This is a genomic window from Desulfococcus sp. (assembly GCF_041737845.1).
GTDB lineage: Bacteria > Desulfobacterota > Desulfobacteria > Desulfobacterales > Desulfococcaceae > Desulfococcus.
This window is the reverse complement of the sequence record NZ_JBGSQX010000010.1, coordinates 1-19,256: the sequence shown is the minus strand read 5'-3', so window position 1 is coordinate 19,256 and position 19,256 is coordinate 1. Positions and strand designations below refer to the sequence as shown.

Annotated in this window: 18 protein-coding genes, 1 tRNA gene and 1 other RNA gene; 18 read left to right on the top strand and 2 right to left on the bottom strand. The window is 53.3% G+C overall.

The features are described 5' to 3' along the window. Together lgt and ACEW8N_RS01010 are read right to left on the bottom strand one after the other, a co-directional pair. Positions 1-678, bottom strand: a 678-nt coding sequence (lgt, locus tag ACEW8N_RS01015; protein ID WP_373497925.1) for a prolipoprotein diacylglyceryl transferase, incomplete at its 3' end; no start/stop codon positions are given. A gap of 220 nt (positions 679-898) precedes the next feature. Further along, positions 899-975, bottom strand: a tRNA-Pro gene (locus ACEW8N_RS01010). 58 nt (positions 976-1,033) lie between these two features. On the opposite strand from ACEW8N_RS01010, the gene ACEW8N_RS01005 reads away from it, so the two are divergent. The 18 genes from ACEW8N_RS01005 to tyrS all read left to right on the top strand — a co-directional run bounded on the left by ACEW8N_RS01005 (position 1,034) and on the right by tyrS (position 18,954). Further along, positions 1,034-1,978 carry an LD-carboxypeptidase gene (locus ACEW8N_RS01005; protein ID WP_373497924.1) on the top strand — a complete coding sequence of 315 codons (945 nt, stop codon included), beginning with the start codon at positions 1,034-1,036 and terminating at the stop codon, positions 1,976-1,978. Then, positions 1,975-3,087: a serine hydrolase domain-containing protein gene (locus ACEW8N_RS01000; protein WP_373497923.1), complete on the top strand. Its 1,113-nt coding sequence runs from the start codon at positions 1,975-1,977 to the stop codon at positions 3,085-3,087. The genes ACEW8N_RS01005 and ACEW8N_RS01000 overlap by 4 nt, the downstream gene beginning before the upstream one ends. 81 nt (positions 3,088-3,168) lie before the next feature. After that, positions 3,169-4,212: a rod shape-determining protein gene (locus tag ACEW8N_RS00995; RefSeq protein WP_373497922.1), complete on the top strand. Its 1,044-nt coding sequence runs from the start codon at positions 3,169-3,171 to the stop codon at positions 4,210-4,212. A gap of 4 nt (positions 4,213-4,216) precedes the next feature. Continuing rightward, positions 4,217-5,053, top strand: a complete 837-nt coding sequence (gene mreC / locus ACEW8N_RS00990) for a rod shape-determining protein MreC (RefSeq protein ID WP_373497921.1) — start codon at positions 4,217-4,219, stop codon at positions 5,051-5,053. Then, positions 5,050-5,598: a hypothetical protein gene (locus ACEW8N_RS00985; protein WP_373497920.1), complete on the top strand. Its 549-nt coding sequence runs from the start codon at positions 5,050-5,052 to the stop codon at positions 5,596-5,598. Before mreC ends, ACEW8N_RS00985 begins: the two co-directional genes overlap by 4 nt. Before the next feature lie 8 nt (positions 5,599-5,606). Beyond that, positions 5,607-7,454, top strand: coding sequence for a penicillin-binding protein 2 (mrdA, locus tag ACEW8N_RS00980; protein WP_373497919.1), 1,848 nt, complete (start codon positions 5,607-5,609; stop codon positions 7,452-7,454). Positions 7,455-7,490: 36 nt separating this feature from the next. Then, positions 7,491-8,597, top strand: coding sequence for a rod shape-determining protein RodA (gene rodA, locus ACEW8N_RS00975; RefSeq protein ID WP_373497918.1), 1,107 nt, complete (start codon positions 7,491-7,493; stop codon positions 8,595-8,597). Positions 8,598-8,825: 228 nt separating this feature from the next. After that, on the top strand, positions 8,826-9,251 hold the full coding sequence (locus ACEW8N_RS00970; protein ID WP_373497917.1) for an ATP synthase F0 subunit B: 426 nt from the start codon (positions 8,826-8,828) through the stop codon (positions 9,249-9,251). Then, positions 9,251-9,961: a hypothetical protein gene (locus ACEW8N_RS00965; protein ID WP_373497916.1), complete on the top strand. Its 711-nt coding sequence runs from the start codon at positions 9,251-9,253 to the stop codon at positions 9,959-9,961. The genes ACEW8N_RS00970 and ACEW8N_RS00965 overlap by 1 nt, the downstream gene beginning before the upstream one ends. Then, positions 9,961-10,512: an ATP synthase F1 subunit delta gene (gene atpH / locus ACEW8N_RS00960; RefSeq protein WP_373497915.1), complete on the top strand. Its 552-nt coding sequence runs from the start codon at positions 9,961-9,963 to the stop codon at positions 10,510-10,512. Before ACEW8N_RS00965 ends, atpH begins: the two co-directional genes overlap by 1 nt. Further along, positions 10,512-12,029, top strand: coding sequence for a F0F1 ATP synthase subunit alpha (gene atpA, locus ACEW8N_RS00955; RefSeq protein ID WP_373497914.1), 1,518 nt, complete (start codon positions 10,512-10,514; stop codon positions 12,027-12,029). Before atpH ends, atpA begins: the two co-directional genes overlap by 1 nt. 15 nt (positions 12,030-12,044) lie before the next feature. Further along, entirely contained in the window at positions 12,045-12,938 is an 894-nt protein-coding gene (gene atpG / locus ACEW8N_RS00950; RefSeq protein ID WP_373497913.1) for an ATP synthase F1 subunit gamma, read from the top strand. 44 nt (positions 12,939-12,982) lie between these two features. Next, positions 12,983-14,398 (top strand): F0F1 ATP synthase subunit beta, encoded by a 1,416-nt coding sequence (atpD, locus tag ACEW8N_RS00945; RefSeq protein WP_373497912.1) that lies wholly within the window; start codon positions 12,983-12,985, stop codon positions 14,396-14,398. Between the two features lie 27 nt (positions 14,399-14,425). Beyond that, a complete protein-coding gene (locus ACEW8N_RS00940) occupies positions 14,426-14,839 on the top strand; it encodes a F0F1 ATP synthase subunit epsilon (RefSeq protein WP_373497911.1) in 414 nt (137 codons plus the stop codon). A gap of 49 nt (positions 14,840-14,888) precedes the next feature. Next, on the top strand, positions 14,889-15,116 hold the full coding sequence (locus ACEW8N_RS00935; protein ID WP_373497910.1) for a hypothetical protein: 228 nt from the start codon (positions 14,889-14,891) through the stop codon (positions 15,114-15,116). 417 nt (positions 15,117-15,533) lie between these two features. Then, positions 15,534-15,715: non-coding RNA, 6S RNA (gene ssrS / locus ACEW8N_RS00930), on the top strand. A gap of 378 nt (positions 15,716-16,093) precedes the next feature. After that, positions 16,094-17,656 (top strand): ribonuclease Y, encoded by a 1,563-nt coding sequence (gene rny / locus ACEW8N_RS00925; protein WP_373497909.1) that lies wholly within the window; start codon positions 16,094-16,096, stop codon positions 17,654-17,656. A gap of 11 nt (positions 17,657-17,667) precedes the next feature. Then, complete coding sequence (gene tyrS, locus ACEW8N_RS00920) at positions 17,668-18,954, top strand: tyrosine--tRNA ligase (RefSeq protein ID WP_373497908.1); 1,287 nt, start codon at positions 17,668-17,670, stop codon at positions 18,952-18,954. Positions 18,955-19,256: the final 302 nt, after the last annotated feature.

The window sequence follows — 19,256 nt, the reverse complement described above, 5'->3', positions numbered from 1 at the left end:
CGCCGCCTGCCGGGTTTTGAGAAATTCAAGTAAAAAACGAACCGAGAAAACCGAAACCAGAAACATGCCCAGCAGCATCCCTTGCCTGCAAGCACTCCCCTTGCGGCGATACACCGGAACCAACAGCACAAAAATGAATCCATATGCAAGGGCTTCATATAGCTGAACCGCATGCCTGGGCACCGTATCCACGCTTTCAAACACCACGGCCCAGTTTCGGGTTGATGGAATTCCGACAATTTCCGAATTAAAGAAATTCCCCAGGCGGATAAACATGCCTGCCAGCGCAACGGGAAGGGCGATGCGATCCAGCAGCCAGAGATAGGAAGGGCGATTGCATGGCCGCGTAAACAAAAACAGCGACAGCAGAATGCCGAGCGCAGCGCCGTGGCTGGCCAATCCGCCTTCCCAGATTTTAAGGATCTCGATGGGGTGGTTCAGGTAGAAAACCGGATCGTAAAACAGGCAATGCCCCAGGCGCGCACCCAAGGCAACGCCGATGAACATATACGCAAAAAGGCTTTCCACCTCGATTTCCGGGCGGCCTTCCCGTCTGAAAATCCATTGCATGATTTTATAGCCCGCCAGAAATGCAGCCGCAAAAAAGACCCCATACCAGCGGACTGCCAGGGGCCCGACTTTAAAAATTATGGGATTCGTATTCCAGTGAAACGGCATTAACGGGTTTCCAAAAGCGTTGCCTTAAAATCTACAGGATAAAAATCAGTTGCCAGGAACTTGCTCTGAAAACACAAAATCCGCTTATCCTGGATCACTTCCGGGATGCGGATTTTATTGTCACGTTTTTAAAGGCGGATATAATCCGGTGTTATATGCGCATTAGATGCGCACCAAAGTCTTTAATATTTTTTTGAATATTTTAACTTGTTGTTTTTATTGGTCGGGGCGAGAGGATTTGAACCTCCGACCCCTTGAACCCCATTCAAGTGCGCTACCAGTCTGCGCTACGCCCCGACGCGCTCGGGTAATTACTATGGATGAATAGCCGTGTCAACAGGAAAGTGTGCTTTAGATGATGAACAACGATGGCCATCGGCCTGTCAGGCCGGAACCTCTCTTGCCGGGAGACCGGATCGGTATCGTCGCCCCTTCGAGCGCCTTTGACGACAAGGCCTTCTGGAAAGGGGTCGACATCCTCCGGGAGATGGGGTTTTTGCCCGTGATTCCGGAAACCCTTTTTCAACAGAAACGATATCTTGCAGGAGAGGATGTACATCGGGCCCGCCTGATCAATGGCATGTTTGCCGATGACGGCGTCAAGGCGATCTTCTGTGCAAGGGGGGGGTATGGCGCAATCCGTGTCCTTTCCCATCTCGACTGGAAGACCATCTGCGGCCGCCCCAAGATCTTTGTGGGGTTCAGCGACATCTCCGTGCTGCTCGCCGCCTTCGGCACGAGATGCGGCATGGTGACCTTTCACGGCCCGGTGGTCACCTCGCTGGCGGCCTCCGATCCTGAAACAAAAGCCGCACTGAAGGCAGCGCTCTCCTCGCCCCATCCGCTGATATACGAGCCCGGCCGGCCCGTTGTCATCCGACCGGGAATGGGCCGCGGCAGGGTCATGGGCGGAAACCTCTGCACATTATGCCATCTCGCCGGAACCGCCTTTGCCCCCGATACGGCCGGCCGCATCCTGTTCATCGAGGACTGCGGGGAGCCGCACTACAAGATCGACCGCATGCTGACCCATCTCAAGATGTGCGGATGGTTTGACGCCATCGCTGGACTGATGATCGGCTCTTTTGAGCGGTGTGGAGACGCCTCGACAATCATGGAAATCGTTGCCGAGGTCTTTGAGAACGCACAGATTCCCGTGATGGGGGGATTTGAGATCGGACACGGGACGCGCAACCTGATTCTCCCCATGGGGATCGAGGCCGTCCTCGACACGGACCGAGGACGGTTGGCGTTTTGCGGCCCGGCCACCGCTCCCGGACACGGGGCGGACGCGGCATGAAAGCGGTGGATCGCCAGATGATTGCAGGCGTCCAAGACGGCGTTTTTCCCGGAGGCGTTCTCCTCGTGTCCAAAGGACGGAAGGTCCTTTTTCATCGGGCGTACGGGGTGACGAACATCTTTACGGGCGAAGCGATGAAAACCGATACGGTGTTCGACCTGGCCTCCCTGACCAAGCCCCTGGCAACAGCCGTTGCCCTCATGAAGCTGATGGCCCGGGGCGCCCTGGCCCTGGATGCCCCCTTGGCAACGGTTCTTCCTGAGTTCGCGAACACCGAAAAGCGCGCGATCACCATCGCGCAGCTCCTGGCACACCATTCGGGATATCCGGCCTACCGGCCTTTTTACCGCACCCTGCGCAGGCATCCGGCGGTCACCCGGCCCTTTTTCTTGAGAAGGATGCTGGTCGCCCAACCCCTGGCCGATATGCCCGGCAGACGGACGATATACAGTGATCTCGGGTACATGATTCTCGAATGGGTGGTTGAACGGGTGTCGGGAAACCCCCTGGATGTCTTCCTCGATGAGGCGGTCTATGCCCCCCTTTCAATAGACCGGCTGTTTTTTCCGAGCCGTGCAGGGTCTTGCGGGGATGCATCCATGGCGGCGACGGAATTCTGCCCATGGCGGAATGTCCTGCTGTCGGGGCGGGTTCATGATGACAATGCGGATGTGGTCGGCGGGATCGCGGGTCATGCGGGACTCTTCGGGACCGCCCGGGGGGTTCATCAGCTTCTGCACCACGTCTTGTCCGCCTTTCATGGCGGCGGTTCGAGCACTGTCCTCCGGCCGGACCTGGTCCGCCGTTTTTGCTCCCCATGGGGACCAGCGGGGCGCACACCAGGGTTTGATCGTCCCGAGGGAGCGGGATCAAGCGCCGGGCGATATTTCTCAGAGAATACCGTCGGGCACCTGGGCTTTACGGGGACCTCCTTCTGGATGGATTTAGACCGGCGGGTGATCGTGATCCTGTTGACCAACCGGGTTCATCCGTCACGCTGCAACCTTACCATCCGGGCTTTCCGGCCCCTGCTGCACGATACCGTCATGGAAATGGTCCTGCAGGGTGAATCTGCGGGAGAAAAGGATGCCCCAAAAATAGACTTGTAATGGTAACATAATTTTGGTAGCAACACCTATTTGACGTTTGCATATTCACTGAAAGCAAAATTCGAGCTGGATTGGGGTAACATGGGGCTTTTTTTTGATTCTCTGCTGGGCATCTTCTCGAGCGATCTTGCCATCGACTTGGGAACCGCCAATACATTGGTTTATGTAAAAGGAAAGGGCATCGTGTTGTGCGAACCGTCCGTGGTGGCCGTACGCACGGATAACCGCATGAAAAACCGTGTGCTGGCGGTCGGCCTCGAAGCCAAGAATATGCTGGGGCGGACACCGGGGAACATCGTGGCGATCCGTCCCATGCGCGACGGCGTGATCGCCGATTTCGAGGTGACCGAAGCCATGATCCGCCATTTCATCCACAAGGTGCATAACCGCCGGACCTTCGTCAGACCCAGAATCATCATCGCCGTCCCCTCCGGCATTACCCAGGTGGAAAAGCGCGCCGTGAAAGAATCCGCGGAATCGGCCGGCGCCCGTGAAGTCTTCCTGATCGAAGAGCCCATGGCCGCCGCCATCGGTGCGGGGCTGCCCATTACGGAACCGACATGCAATATGATCGTGGATATCGGCGGAGGCACCACCGAGGTGGCTGTGATCTCCCTGGCGGGTATTGTCTTCAGCCGGTCCATACGGGTGGCGGGGGACAAAATGGATGCCGCCATCATTCAATATATCAAACGAAAACACAACCTGCTCATTGGCGAAAGAACAGCGGAGACCGTCAAGACCACCATCGGTAACGCCTACCCAAATCCCAATGAAATCGAAACGATGGAGATCAAGGGGCGGGATCTCGTGACGGGCGTACCCAAGATCCTTCTCATCAACACCGAGGAGATCCGGGTGGCCATTTCCGAGCAGATCGACGCGATCGTCGAGACCGTCAAGATCGCACTGGAGCAGACGCCGCCGGAGCTGTCGGCGGATATTGTGGACAGGGGGATCGTCCTGACCGGGGGCGGCGGTCAGCTCAAAAATCTCGACAAGCTCCTTCGGGAGGAGACCGGGCTGCCCATCACCGTCACCGACGAACCGCTTTACACCGTGGCGCTGGGGTCGGGCAAGGCGTTGGACAATATCGAGATTCTCAAGCAAGTCGTCATTATATAATGATATGTTTTCCAGAAAAACGGTGGTCATCAGCGGCGTCATCCTCTTTTTCGCCGTCAATGTATTGCTGCTTACATTCTCCCTCCGATACCGGGATTCCTCATTTGGAACGGAACAGACGACGATCAGCATTACCGGGCCGTTCCAAAACGTCATCAGCTTTGTCATTCGCTCTGTAAAACAGATCTGGTTCCGCTACTTTTCCCTGATTTCGGTGGCAGAAGAGAATGATCATCTCAAACAGGCCCTCGAACGCGCCATCGAGCGGGGCCATCGGTGTGATGAGATCGAGTTGGCCAACAATCGTCTTCGCGCACTGCTCGATTTCCAGGTGACAATGGAACAGAAAACGGTGGCGGGGGAGATCATCGGAAAGGATCCCTCTCCATGGTTCAGGAGCATCATCATCAACAAGGGGAAGCGGGATGGCGTGCGGCCTTCCCTGCCGGTGATCGTCCCTGCCGGCGTGGTTGGAATCGTCACGGATGTCTCGGACCGATATGCCAAGGTCCTCATGATGATCGACCAGAACAGCGCCGTGGATGCGGTGGTCCAGCGGAATCGTGCGCGGGGAATGGTCCGGGGGGAGGCCAGGGACATCTGCTCGCTGGAGTATGTCCTGTATCACCACGATCTGGTGGCGGGGGATATTTTGGTGACGTCCGGATTGGACGGGGTTTTCCCCAAAGGGCTCCGCATCGGGACCATTTCCCAGGTGACCAAAAAAAATTCGGGAATTTTCCAGGAGGTCGTTGTTACTCCCTTTGTTGATTTCGAAACCATCGAGGAAGTGATGGTGATCCTCTCGCCGCCCTCGTATGAACTATTCTATGGAAAATGAATTACTGCTTTTACCTTTTCGTATGTCTCCTGCTGACCATCTTCCAGACTGCGGTCATTCTGGAATTCTTTCCGTCCTATCAATGCTATGATCTGTTTATCCCGTATATTCTTTATCTCGGCATCATGCGGCCCATTTCCGAGGTCCTGCCGTTTGTCATTGCCAGCGGGTTGATTGTGGACAGCCTCTCTGCGGGACCGTTGGGATTATATACCACCAGTTATTTCTGGATATTCATTCTGACAAGGCTGCTGAGCGGCCGTTTCCTTGTGGGGCACTGGATGTGCCTGCCTTTTGTTATTATGGCCGGGGTTTTGCTCGAAAATCTAATTATTTTAGGGGTATGCATTCTGCTGGACAGACAGTTTCAGGTGCCCGGGACATCGGTTCGGATTGTACTGGAGCAGGTCGGCTGGGCAGCCGCAAGCGGCGTATTCATTTTTATGGGGATACGCATGGCCCACGGTTTCTGGCACAAATGGTTCGAAAAAAAATCCCATGGCAAAAAAGACGATACATCATTACCCGATAACACCTTTTCCTGACCTGATCCATGCGTTTTTCTTTTAAGGCTGTCGGCAGCGAGTGGTACAAGAACCGGTTGACGTTCGCCGCCCTGATGATTCTATCTGCGTTCATGATGTTGATCGTCCGCTTGTTTTATCTTCAGGGGATCGAGGGAGAGGAATTCAGGCGGCTTTCCCAGAACAACTGCATCCGCCTCCGGGGGATCAGTCCGTCGCGGGGCGTGATATTCGACTGCAAGGGGACGCTGATGGTCGACAATCGGCCGTCGTTCAATCTGAGCATCATTCCAAAAGATGCGAAGCCGCTGGCCGAGACGATGGAGAAACTCTCCCAGTATGTGCATATTCCGGAAGAGATCATGGCGGATGTGGTTCATGGAAAGCGCGGGACGGCGTCCTACACCCCTGTGCTGCTGAAGAAGGACATGAATCGAGACGAACTTGCGGCGATCGAGGTCCACAAGTTCGACCTGCCCGGGATTGTTGTGGATATACAGCCTCAGCGTCACTACATCTCCACCCACGCAGCCCATTTGATCGGATATCTGGGCGAGATCAGCCTCGACGAACTCAAAAGCGGAAAATTTCCCTCCAGCAGGAGCGGAGACTATGTCGGCAAGTACGGCGTCGAGCGAACCGCTGAAATCCATCTGAAGGGGGAACCCGGCGGAAAGCAGGTGGAGGTGAATGCCCGGGGTCAGGTTATCCGGACGCTGCAGACCGTCGATCCGGTTCCGGGCGACAACATTTGGCTGACCATAGATCTGGATCTCCAGAAAAAGGCGGAGGCGCTGCTGGACGGCCTGGTAGGGGCTGTCGTGGCGGTGAACCCGGAGAATGGAGAGGTCCTGGCCATGGCCAGCAGCCCCTCCTTTGATCAGAACAGTTTTGTCGACGGCATGTCCGATGAAGAATGGCGGGATCTGGTTTCAAACCCATTTCACCCCCTGCAGAACAAGGCGGTCAGCGGAGAGTATCCGCCCGCATCAACCTATAAGATCGTTACGGCCATCGCGGGATTGGAGGAAGGGGTTATCGATGCCCATACCACTTTTTTTTGTCCGGGCTACCACCGGTTCGGCGACCGTGTTTTTCGATGCTGGCGGAAAAGCGGGCATGGCACCGTCAATGTCGTCAAGGCGCTGGCGATGTCCTGCGATGTATTCTTCTACCAGACGGGACAGAGGCTCGGGGTCAACCGCCTTGCCCGTTATGCCAAGGCATGCGGACTGGGTTCGCCGACGGGGGTGGCGCTCAGCCATGAATCCGGCGGCTTGATTCCTACATCCGATTGGAAGAAAAAGCGATTTGGCGTGTCGTGGCAAAAGGGGGAGACGCTTTCCATCGCCATTGGTCAGGGGTATGATCTCGCCACCCCCCTGCAGATGGCGGTATTGACCGCCGCTGTTTCCAATGGAGGAAGCCTGTATCGCCCCCAGATCATCAAGAAACGGGAAAATACCCATGGAGAAACGGTTTTTGAATGCGAAAAGGAGGAGGCCGGACGATTGCCCGCCGGCCCCGAAACCCTTGAACTCGTCAAGCTGGGGCTTTGGGACGTCGTCAACAGCACCAGCGGAACGGCCCGGCTTGCCCGCATCAACGGGGTTGACGTGAGCGGAAAAACCGGCACCGCCCAGGTTTTCAGCAGAAAAAACGAAGATACCTCCTGGAATGAGGTCACCCTGGACCACCTGAAACCCCATGCCTGGTTCGTCGCCTATGGAAGGCGGGATGCGGACCAGATTGCCGTTGCGGTGATCGTCGAGCACGGGGAGCATGGTTCGGGAACCGCGGCACCCATTGCCAGGGAGGTCATCCGAGCCTATTTTGGCCCGATCCAGAATAAAGACGGTACTCCATCCGGAAGGTGATCCGACCGTTGTGAAAGGGATGTGACGTTGAAGCCCATGATGTTTGACCGCCGTCTGATTCAGCATTTTGACTGGGGCCTGATGCTCCTGACGCTGATGATCTGCTTCATTGGCCTGATGACGCTTCACAGCGCCGTGTCGGCAGGCCTGGATGGCGGGGATCAAGCTTATTTCATGCGACAGATGGTCTGGTATGGCGCCGGCCTCGTCGCCATGACGGCGGTGATGGTGTTCGATTACAGAAATATCGATCGATGGTCCTATGTCATCTATGGCGGTATTATGGTCCTCCTGATCTGCGTGCTCTTTTTCGGAAAAACGGCGGGGGGGTCAAGGCGGTGGCTGGTTTTCGGGCCGGTGTCCCTTCAGCCGTCAGAACTGGCCAAAATCGCTGTGATCGTCATTCTGTCAAGATACTATTCCAGGCGGGTGAAGCCCGGCGGCTTTACCTTGCGGGAGTTGATTTATCCTGCCCTGCTGACGATCATACCGTTTGGCCTCATCGTCGAACAGCCCGACCTCGGCACGGGCCTCACCGTTCTGTTGATTTCAGGATCGATGACCCTCCTGGTGAAGGTCGAGCGACGAACCTTCCTCTTCCTGGGCGGCATCGGCGCCATTGCCTTTCCCCTGGTCTGGTTTTTTCTCAAGGAGTATCAGCAGCAGCGGATTCTGACCTTTCTGGATCCGAACCGCGATCCCCTCGGGGCCGGATACCACATCATTCAATCCAAGATCGCCATTGGATCGGGGATGATCGCCGGCAAGGGGTTTCTAAAGGGGACCCAAAACACCCTCTCGTTTTTGCCCGAGCAGCATACCGATTTCATCTTTTCGGTTCTGGCGGAGGAATGGGGCTTCATCGGGGCTTCACTCTCCGTCTTGATCTTCCTTACACTGATCATCTGGGGCCTCAATATTGCCTATCGGTGCAAGGATCCCTTTGGAACCATCCTGTCCTTCGGTGCCGCTGCCCTGATATTTTGGCAGACCTTCATCAATCTGGGGATGGTGATGGGGCTTCTCCCGGTTGTCGGCATGCCGCTTCCCCTCATCAGTTACGGCGGGTCATCCGTGCTTACCATCATGATCTGTATCGGTATGCTGATGAATGTCAGCATGAGGCAGTTCTCGGCGGATTAGAGGCGTTCTAAAACGACCAGAAGAAAGAGGGCTGGCTGCCGGTTAGCGGAATGCCTGTTTTCAGGGCGAATCGGGCCGCCGGAATGCGTGCTTTATAAAGAAGCATTTTGCAAAAAACCTTTGACAAATTCATAAGCCTGATGGTACAAAACCCGCAATTTTGAGTCGGGCCGGAATATTATAATTTTAATAGGAATTTGAAAACAGTATTTTGACGGGGGAGTTGAAATGATAAGCATTGACAGTTCGGTGTTCATACAAATCGCCAATTTTCTGTTTCTGATCTGGATACTTAATAAAGTGCTCTATCGACCCATCCGGGATATGCTGTCGAAAAGAAAAGACCGGGTTGCCGGGATGGAAAATGGAATAGCCACCTGCCTCCAGGAGGCCCAGGAAAAGGATGCGCTCTTCTCTAACGGTATCCGTGAGGCAAGAGCCAAAGGCGCCATGGAGAAAGACAAGATGATCCAGGATGCTCAGGAGGAGGAGAAAGCGATCGTCAGGAAGATCAACGAAAAGGCACAGACGGAACTCGCGAAGATGCGGGTCAAGATTGCGAAAGACGCGGAGGGGGTTCGGCAATCGCTTCTGCAGGAAGTTGATAGATTTGCAAACGACATTGGCGAAAAGATCTTAGGGAGGGCTGTTTGATGAAGAATCCTGGTGTGTTCGGAATGTGCCGGTCGGCTCGGGGGAGGGCGTTGGTCGTGCTTTTCCTGGCGGCACTTCTGGTGTTCTGCCATGGCGGCGTCTTTGCCGCGAGTGATGGCCGTGGCGAAGAAGGGAAGGCTGTCCATGAAGCCCCGGCCGATGCTTCGGCTCATGGAGCCGCGGCGGATGCCCATGGGGAAGCGGGCGGACACGGTGAAGGCGGTCAGGGCGGCAAGGGCTGGGTCTCGACGGATACCTATCGCGTGATAAACTTCAGTGTGCTGGCGATTGCCTTGTTCTTTCTCCTGCGGAAGCCCGTCGCCAAGGCATTGAGCGCGCGGATTGACGGTATCAAAGAACAGCTTGCCGAGCTGGAGGCCAAAAAGCAAAAGGCCCTCGAAGAGCTTTCAGAATACAATGCCAAGCTTGCAAAACTGGAGGGCGAATCGGAGAAGATCATCGCGCAATACGAGAAGCAGGGGATCGAAGCCAAGGCGCGCATCCTGAAAGAGGCCGAGGCGGCCGCCGAAAAGCTTGAGGAGCAGGCAAAGCGAAACATCGAACATGAATTTAAAAAGGCGCAACAGAGCCTGCAGAGAGAGATGTTGGAAAAAGCGCTGGTCAAGGCAGAGGAAATCCTGAAATCGAGAATTACCGATCAAGACCAGGAAAGACTTGTTGACGAATACTTAGAGAAGGTGGTGGCATAGTGAAAAATTTAGCTGTATCGCGGCGTTATGCCAAGGCACTTCTGCTGATAGGTAAAGAAGACGGCCAGGCCGAGCTTTACAGGGCGCAGCTTGGCGAATTCTCAAAGTTGATCTCACAGAATAAACAGCTCGAGCAGGCCTTTACAAACCCCCTGTACGATACGGAGGGCCGTAAAAGAGTGCTTCTCGCAGTCATCGAGCTGCTGGATCTGTCAAAAATTGTAAAGGCATTTTTGCTCTTGCTTTTTGATAAGGGGCGGATTGGGCTACTGGATAGCATCAACGATTTCTATCAAAAACTGGCGGACGAATTCAAGGGCGTCGCTCTGGCCAGCTTGGTGTCAGCGACGGAGCTTTCATCCGAAGCGATTGAAAAAATCCGAGAGTCTCTGTCCAAGGTAACCGGCAAAGAGGTTAAACTTGAAGTAAAACAAGACCCCGAACTCATTGGTGGCGTTGTCACCCGAATCGGGGATCTTGTTTTAGACGGTAGTGTCAGGACACAGTTGCTTAATATGAGAGAATCTTTAAAAAGGGGTGAGAGTGTCTAATGGAATTAAGAGCTGAAGAAATTAGTCAGATTATCAAAGAGCAGATCACGGATTATGACAAAAAAGTCGAGTTGAGCGAGACCGGCGTTGTCTTGTCTGTGGGTGACGGTATCGCCCGTGTTTACGGCCTTGAAAAAGTCATGGCCATGGAACTGGTCGAATTCACCGGCGGCGTTCTGGGTTTGGTGCTCAACCTGGAAGAAGATAACGTGGGTATCGCCATCATGGGTGAAGACACCCTTATCAAGGAAGGCGACATCGTCAAGCGCACCGGCCGCATCGCCCAGGTTCCCGTCGGCGAAGCCGTGCTGGGGCGTGTTGTCACCGCCACGGGCGAGCCCATTGATGGTAAAGGCCCCATCGATGCCAAGGAGTCGCGGCGGGTTGAAATGGTCGCTCCCGGCGTTATCGCCAGAAAGAGCGTCCATGAGCCCTGCTACACGGGTCTGAAGGCGATCGATGCCATGACGCCCGTCGGACGCGGCCAGCGTGAACTGATCATCGGCGACAGGCAGATCGGCAAGACGGCTGTCGCGGTTGACGCCATTCTCGCCCAGAAGGATACGGACGTTTACTGCATCTACGTTGCCTGCGGCCAGAAAAAATCTACAGTTGCCCAGGTCGTGGCCGTCCTTGAGAAACATGGCGCCATGGAGTATACCACCGTCGTCGCCGCCTGTGCCAGTGACCCCGCAACGCTTCAGTTTGTCGCCCCCTACGCCGGATGCGCCATGGGCGAATATTTCAGAGACAATGGAAAACATGCCCTCATCATCTATGATGACCTTTCCAAACAGGCGGTGGCCTATCGCCAGGTATCGCTCTTGCTCCGTCGCCCGCCGGGACGTGAGGCCTACCCCGGCGATATCTTTTACAACCATTCCCGGTTGCTTGAGCGCTCGGCAAAGCTGAACGACGAACTCGGCGCAGGCTCCCTGACGGCCCTCCCCATCATTGAAACCCAGGCCGGCGACGTATCCGCCTACATTCCGACCAACGTTATATCCATCACCGACGGACAGATTTATCTCGAACCGAACCTGTTCTATGCCGGCGTCCGCCCGGCCATCAACGTCGGTCTTTCCGTATCCCGCGTCGGCGGTGCCGCCCAGGTGAAAGCCATGAAGCAGGTCGCGGGTACGCTGCGGCTGGATCTCGCACAGTACCGCGAACTCGAGGCATTTGCGGCGTTTGGCAGTGATCTGGATGCGTCAACCCAACGGCAGTTGACCCGAGGTGCGCGACTCGTTGAAATCCTCAAGCAGCCGCAATATAATCCCCTGCCCCTTGAAAAACAGGTCATGATCCTTTTCGCTGGAACCAAAGGCTTCCTGGATCCGCTGCCCATCAACACACTGGCAAAATATGAGGCCGGACTCCATGCATTCATTGGAGACAGGTATCCGCAGATTTTTAAAGAACTGGCCGAAAAGAAGCAGATCGGTGAAGACCTTGACCAACTCATGAAAAAAGCCTTGACGGAATACGGCGCAGAGTTCAAAGACACAATCAAATAACGAGGGCGCAATTTTATGGCAACTTTAAAGGATGTTCAGCTTAAGATCGCCGCAGTCAAAAAGACGAAGCAGATCACAAAAGCCATGAATATGGTGGCCGCTTCAAAGCTGCGCGGCGCTCAGGGCAAGATGGAGGGATTTCGGCCGTATGCGTCGAAATTCTCCGAAGTCCTGGGAAGTCTTGCGGAAAGCGCTGGGGAAGAGGCCAGCCCTTTGCTGATTCCGCGTGAGGAAACCAAAAAAATTAATGTCGTATTATGTACGTCTGATCGAGGCCTTTGCGGCGGGTTTAATTCCAACCTCATCAACCGGGCCTTGTCGTTTTTCAAAGAAAAAGCCGGACAGGACATTGATGTCTCGTTCACCAATTTCGGCAAAAAAGGACGGGATTGGGCCAGAAACAGTAAGCATACGATTGCCGATACATATTTAGGCGTCGTTGGTGGAAAGTTCGAATTCGGTGTCGCTGCAAATGCCGGAAGAAAGCTGATCGACGGATTTTTAGACGGGGAGTATGATGAGGTCTACCTGATCTATTCCGAATTTGTCAGCATGGCGCGGCAGGTTGCGGTTTTAAAGCAGTTATTGCCGATTCCGCCGATCGAGGTCGAGGACGCTGAAGCGGCTTCTGAAGACATGCCGTTTCTGGCGGAGCATATCTGCGAGCCGTCCCCAGCAGAGCTGCTCGGCGACATGCTGCCGAAAAATGTGTTTGTTCAGATATACAGAGCATTGCTCGAGACATCGACCAGTGAGCACGCGGCGCGCATGACGGCAATGGACAATGCAACCAAAGCCTGCAACGATATGATAGACAGCCTGACCCTTACCTACAACAAAGCACGTCAGGCGGCCATCACGTCGGAATTGATGGATATTGTCGGCGGTGCTGAGGCCCTCAAAGGTTAAACAAACATAATACGGACATAAGCGTTTATATTGGAGGTTTTTAAATGGGAGAAAATATCGGTAAAATTTCGCAGGTAATTGGGCCTGTTGTGGATGTGGAGTTCGAACAAGGAAAACTCCCCACTATTTTGACAGCACTTCTGATTTCGAACCCCGCGATCAGCGATGAGGCAGACAACCTGGTCGTTGAGGTTGCGCAGCACCTGGGAGATAATGTCGTTCGCACGATCGCCATGGATGTCACTGACGGTCTGGTTAGAGGTATGTCTGTCAAGGATACGGGCTCTCCCATCATGATGCCCGTCGGCGAGGCCGGACTCGGCAGGGTTCTGAATGTCGTTGGGCGGCCCGTGGATGGTCTCGGTCCCGTCAGCCAGGAAAAAATGATGCCCATTCATCGCCTTGCGCCTAAGTTTACGGAGCAGGACACAACCGTCCGTGTTCTTGAAACCGGCGTAAAGGTCATCGATCTTCTGGTACCGTTCCCCCGCGGCGGTAAAATGGGCATGTTTGGCGGTGCCGGCGTCGGCAAGACGGTTATCATGATGGAAATGGTGCATAACATCGCCATGCAGCACGGCGGTATCTCCGTCTTTGCCGGCGTCGGAGAGCGGACCCGTGAGGGAAATGACCTTTATCATGAAATGAAGGATTCTGGGGTGTTACCGAAAGCTGCGCTGATTTACGGCCAGATGACGGAACCGCCCGGAGCGCGGGCCAGGGTGGCGCTTTCCGCCCTGACAGCGGCGGAGTATTTCAGGGATATTGAAGGTCAGGACGTGCTGATCTTCATCGACAATATTTTCCGGTTTACGCAGGCCGGTTCAGAGGTATCCGCTCTTCTCGGCCGCATGCCCTCCGCCGTTGGGTACCAGCCCACTCTGGCAGTCGATCTCGGTGCCCTTCAAGAACGGATCACCTCCACGGACAAGGGATCGATTACCGCTGTACAGTGTGTTTACGTTCCTGCCGACGACCTTACCGACCCGGCACCGGCGACAACCTTTGCCCACCTTGACGGCACCGTGGTTCTGTCGCGTCAGATTGCAGAGCTGGGAATTTATCCGGCTGTGGATCCATTGGATTCCACATCGAGAATTTTGGACGCAAGCTACATCGGGGAAGAACATTACCTGGTCGCACGGAGTGTTCAAAAGATTCTGCAGAAATACAAAGAACTCCAGGATATTATAGCCATACTTGGAATCGAGGAGCTCTCCGAGGAAGACCGACTCACCGTTTCCAGGGCAAGAAAAATGCAGCGGTTTTTGTCACAGCCGTTCCACGTTGCGGAGACCTTTACCGGAAAAGCCGGAAAATACGTCAAGATCGAAGACAATATCCGGGCTTTTAAGGAAATCGTGGATGGCAAGCATGATGATATACCCGAACAGGCTTTCTACATGGTAGGCGGAATTGAAGAAGTTCTTGAAAAAGCCAAAGGCATGGCTGAGGCTTAAGCAACTGACGGTTGCGAGGGAAAAATTATGGCTGAAAATATTAGATTAGAGATTGTTACCCCTGATAAATCTGTCGTCAGCGAGGATGTTCAGATCGTTGTAGCGCCGGGCACGCTGGGTGAGTTTGGCATTTTGCGCGGGCATACGCCATTTTTAACCACTCTCAACATGGGCACGGTACGATACAAGGATGCAAACGGCGTCGAACGGCATATCTTTATTAGTGGCGGTTTTGCTGAAGCCCTGCCTGACAAGGTAACGATACTGGCTGAATCTGCAGAACGGAGACGCGATATCGATATCGATCGGGCCAGATCGGCTCTAGTGAGAGCACAAAAACGATTGGAAGAAGCCCAGAAGGAAAAGATGGACTATGCAAGAGCAAAAGCAGCTCTTGATAGAGCCCTCCACCGTATTAAGGTCGCCTCATCCAAAGGGTAAATTCAAGCAGATCTTAAATCGACCCTATCAAACGAAAAAAAGGCAAGCCATGGCATCATGGATTGCCTTTTTTCATGAAACATCAGAAGCATGCTTTTCTGAAGACACATTGCTGAAACTCAAGCGCGACCTGCAGCGGCATCGCAAATCCGGGACGGCTGTTTTCACGCGGAAAATCTGCGGAGCAGACAATGGGAAGGCGCATCGGGCGGCGCAAAAAATCTTGACTTTCTTTGTGCTCGAAGCCTATAGTTATCCAGGAAATTGGGATGAATAACGGATAATATGGGCATTTTCTCGCCAAAAAGAGATATGTTGCTTTGATTTCAGGCGCTGGATCGGGTATATAAACTCATGCCCGCCAAGGTTTCCGGTGGGCGGGGAGATCGATTTCATATCGGCGATTCGAGTGCCAAAAAATATGAGTGTATGTGGGTTGGCTTGTCGTGTGTTCGTGGTAATCATTGGTGCATGAAAGGATAAAATAGGCCTCAATCAGGTGAGAAGGCTTTATGATCATACCAAAACCTGGGGTTTATGACAGGTTAAAATGATTCTGGTAAACACGAAACCGATCCACACAATGCCAAATCGGCTGCGGTCTCAATTGAGAGTCTGGAAATAATACAGCAAACGGGTAATTGCCAAACGTATCGCATTTGCCGAAGCAAAGGTTTTATTTAAATTGATGGTATTTCCCCTGCCGTGTTCGTGATTGGAAGAAGCGCTTTGATCCAACAGATAATTAAACGGGGGCCTTTCTCGGTTTTGGTGAGCATGTTCTGTTCCTACAGAAAAGCCTAAAGAAACCATAAGGCGCCCACTTTGGACCTTAGGTTCAAAGGCCTGCCAACACGGCACAATGGTGGGGGATATAAAACCTCTTTATGCATATGTTGCCTAATTTGGGTTTTCTCATAGATCACCTGAATGCAATGCACCTCTTTTCCAGCCCATCCAATGTATCCGTTCGTCATACCACCTATTCCTGATAACTTAATATGTATTTACAATAAGTTGGGTCAATAAGACGCGCAGACGGGTTTCTGCGGTTCCCTAAGGCTATTGCCGAGGGAGGCAACGGATATCTGTTTTCGACGTTTAAACGCAAGAAGACGGAGCGTATGCGGGACGGATGTGTTAGGTTTTTCAACTATTATTTATTGCATGGATATCAGCGGTAAAGTTTGGACAGCAGTCCCCATAAGGGTGCGCTGTTAATGCCGGTTATGGATGTTTACAGGGAGATGCTTCATGAGTGAATATAGTTTTTTTATTGGCTTGCTCGGCGCCGGCATAGGGGTCGGGATAGCCTATTGGGTGAAAGGACAGATTCAAACCCAAAAAATTAAAGGTGCGGATGAAGAGGCGAAGCGCATCCTTGATGATGCTAAACGAAAAGCGGATACTGTCGTTAAAGAGTCAATGCTGGAAGCAAAAGATAAGCTTCTCATGATGAAGAGCGAATTTGACGCAGAAACAAGAGAAACCCGCGCTGAGCTGAAGAAGCAAGAAAAACGGTTAATCCAGAAGGAAGAAAATATTGATCGAAAGAGCGAACATCTCCAGCAGAAAGAGAACGATTTCATTAAAAGGGAAACTGACATTGCAAAGAAGGAAGAGGATGTTCTGGCAGAGGAGCTGCGTTACAATGAGTTGATTCAATCGCAGAGGGATCAGCTTGAAAAAATATCCGGATTGACTGCCGAACAGGCAAAAGAGCTTTTGATTCGTGCCATGGAAAACGAGGCCCGTTACGAAGGGGCAAAGCTCATCAAGCGGATTGAGAGCGAGGCCAAAGAGGATGCGGACAAAAAATCCAAAAAGATCATCGCAACGGCTATTCAGCGGTATGCTGCCGATTTTGTGGCTGAAAGGACGGTTTCCGTTGTACAACTCCCCAACGATGAGATGAAAGGCCGCATTATCGGAAGAGAGGGGCGCAATATTCGAGCGTTGGAGGCGGCCACCGGCATAGATCTGATTATCGACGATACTCCGGAAGCCGTAATCTTATCGGGATTCAATCCTGTCAGAAGAGAGGTCGCCAGAATTGCTCTGACGCGGTTGATTTCGGATGGCAGAATTCACCCTGCCCGAATTGAGGATATTGTGAAAAAGGTTGGGAAGGAGATTGATATCACCATAAAGGAGTCGGGTGAACAGGCTGCTTTCGATTTGGGGGTTCATGGGATCCACAATGAGTTGATAAAGTACATCGGCCAGCTCAAATTTCGAACCAGCTATGCCCAGAATGTCCTTCAGCATTCTATTGAGGTTGGCTTTCTGTGCGGGATCATGGCGGCGGAGCTCGGGCTCAACGAAAAACTTGCAAGGCGAATGGGATTGCTCCATGATATTGGAAAGGCCATTGACCACGAGGTGGAGGGGCCGCATGCGGTCATAGGGTCAAAACTCTTGAAAAAATTTGGTGAATCCGCCAAGGTTGTCCATGCCGTTGCCGCCCATCATGAAGACATCCCCCCCGCATCCGTATATGCCTTGCTGGTTCAGGCGGCCGACGGTCTGTCCGGAGCAAGGCCCGGCGCCCGGAAGGAGTTGCTTGAAAATTATGTTAAGCGGCTTGAGGATCTCGAAAATATTGCTAACTCATTTCAGGGTGTTGTCGACTCCTATGCCATCCAGGCCGGACGCGAGATCCGGGTGATGGTTGAAAGCAGTCTGGTGTCTGACGAGGATACCCTCCTCATGAGCAAGGACATCGTTAAAAAAATTGAAGAATCGCTGACTTTTCCGGGGCAGATCAAGGTGATGGTAATCCGAGAAACGCGGGCGGTTGAATATGCAAACAAGTAAGGTGGAATGACATGGCGAACATCGTGGATACGCTCAAGGAACGGGGGTTTGTTGAACAGACAACCCATGATGCAGAACTATATGAACATTTTAATGCCGGAGGTCGGTCATGTTACATTGGGTTCGATCCAACGGCTTCCAGTCTGCATGTCGGCAGTCTCGTGCCCATTATGGCCCTGTCTCACATGCAGCGCGCCGGCCATCGGCCCATTGCCCTGGTTGGCGGGGGTACGGGGTTGATCGGCGATCCCAGCGGAAAAACCGAAATGCGCACGCTCTTGACCCATGAGTCCATCGAACAAAACGTGGCGGGCATTCAAGGGCAGCTATCCCATTTCATAGACTTCTCGGGCGGAAAAGCCCTGATGCTGAACAATGCCGACTGGCTGACGAAGCTTGAATATATTCCGATGCTGAGAGACATCGGACGGCATTTCAGCGTGAATCGCATGATCAAGGCCGAAAGCTATCGCATGCGCCTTGATTCAGAAGAAGGGCTCAATTTCATCGAATTCAACTATATGATCCTTCAGGCATATGATTTCATGACGCTCTTCGACAAATACGATTGCGGGCTTCAAATGGGGGGCAGCGATCAATGGGGGAATATCGTCGCCGGGATTGAGCTGATCAGGCGGGTCTTTAAAAAACCTGCTTTCGGCATCACGTTTCCCCTCATCATGACCAGCAGCGGCATCAAAATGGGAAAGACCCACAAGGGAGCGATATGGCTCGACCCGTCCAGGACATCCCCATATGAATATTATCAGTTTTGGATCAATACGGAGGACGCGGATGTCGAGCGCTTTCTGGCCTTGTTTACGTTTCTTCCAATGATGGAAATCAAGGCGGTGGCTCACCTCGATGGAGAAAAACTGAACTGCGCCAAAGCCGTTTTGGCATTTGAGGCCACAGCCCTTGCCCATGGATTGGAGGAAGCCGTTGGCGCCTGCAACGCCGCTGGCAGCATGTTCGGGTTCCGGGTGGTTCCAGGCGATGTGCTGCCTTCCAGTTCTATCCCAAGAGATGAGAAGGAGAGTGATGACTCCGTTCCCTGCACGGTCATAAACGAGTTGGTTCTCGCAGGTGGCATCTGCGCCTTCAAGGTTCTACACATGGCGGGGCTTGCAGCCTCCGGAGGGGCTGCCCGAAGGCTGATTGAGCAGGGTGGGGCCTATATCAACGGTGAGCGTATCGCGTCCGCCGATTATGTGGTAACGAAAAATGATTTCAAAGACGCAAATATGCTCCTCAGGGCCGGAAAAAAGCGTTATCATAAAATACTGCTGGAAAAATGAAATGCGACGCATCTGTTCCCGGCAGCGTCCGTTTCGATTCGGTGCGGGGAAAATAAAAAGTTCCGCAATCCAAAAAAACCTCTTGACAATGTTGGGGTAATTTTGTAGGTTATGGGTCCGTTTGGGTCTGCTTACCGACAGGAAGGGCGACGGTCGGCAGGTTTTTTTGTTTTTTTGAGGTTAGCAGAAAAAGCCCTTGACGGGAAGTGAAGAAGGCAGTAAAAAGCCTGGGTTTTTTGAATGAAGGGTGTGTGGGAGTGCGGTTTTTTCGGTTTCAGCAAGAGGGCGAAAAAAGTGCTTGA

Bases quoted from the DNA above. Each gene is read 5' to 3' on its own strand.
- ACEW8N_RS01005 (WP_373497924.1), top strand. From the start codon at position 1,034: ATGATGAACAACGATGGCCATCGGCCTGTCAGGCCGGAACCTCTCTTG.
- ACEW8N_RS01000 (WP_373497923.1), top strand. From the start codon at position 1,975: ATGAAAGCGGTGGATCGCCAGATGATTGCAGGCGTCCAAGACGGCGTT.
- ACEW8N_RS00995 (WP_373497922.1), top strand. From the start codon at position 3,169: ATGGGGCTTTTTTTTGATTCTCTGCTGGGCATCTTCTCGAGCGATCTT.
- mreC (WP_373497921.1), top strand. From the start codon at position 4,217: ATGTTTTCCAGAAAAACGGTGGTCATCAGCGGCGTCATCCTCTTTTTC.
- ACEW8N_RS00985 (WP_373497920.1), top strand. From the start codon at position 5,050: ATGAATTACTGCTTTTACCTTTTCGTATGTCTCCTGCTGACCATCTTC.
- mrdA (WP_373497919.1), top strand. From the start codon at position 5,607: ATGCGTTTTTCTTTTAAGGCTGTCGGCAGCGAGTGGTACAAGAACCGG.
- rodA (WP_373497918.1), top strand. From the start codon at position 7,491: ATGATGTTTGACCGCCGTCTGATTCAGCATTTTGACTGGGGCCTGATG.
- ACEW8N_RS00970 (WP_373497917.1), top strand. From the start codon at position 8,826: ATGATAAGCATTGACAGTTCGGTGTTCATACAAATCGCCAATTTTCTG.
- ACEW8N_RS00965 (WP_373497916.1), top strand. From the start codon at position 9,251: ATGAAGAATCCTGGTGTGTTCGGAATGTGCCGGTCGGCTCGGGGGAGG.
- atpA (WP_373497914.1), top strand. From the start codon at position 10,512: ATGGAATTAAGAGCTGAAGAAATTAGTCAGATTATCAAAGAGCAGATC.
- atpG (WP_373497913.1), top strand. From the start codon at position 12,045: ATGGCAACTTTAAAGGATGTTCAGCTTAAGATCGCCGCAGTCAAAAAG.
- atpD (WP_373497912.1), top strand. From the start codon at position 12,983: ATGGGAGAAAATATCGGTAAAATTTCGCAGGTAATTGGGCCTGTTGTG.
- ACEW8N_RS00940 (WP_373497911.1), top strand. From the start codon at position 14,426: ATGGCTGAAAATATTAGATTAGAGATTGTTACCCCTGATAAATCTGTC.
- ACEW8N_RS00935 (WP_373497910.1), top strand. From the start codon at position 14,889: ATGGCATCATGGATTGCCTTTTTTCATGAAACATCAGAAGCATGCTTT.
- rny (WP_373497909.1), top strand. From the start codon at position 16,094: ATGAGTGAATATAGTTTTTTTATTGGCTTGCTCGGCGCCGGCATAGGG.
- tyrS (WP_373497908.1), top strand. From the start codon at position 17,668: ATGGCGAACATCGTGGATACGCTCAAGGAACGGGGGTTTGTTGAACAG.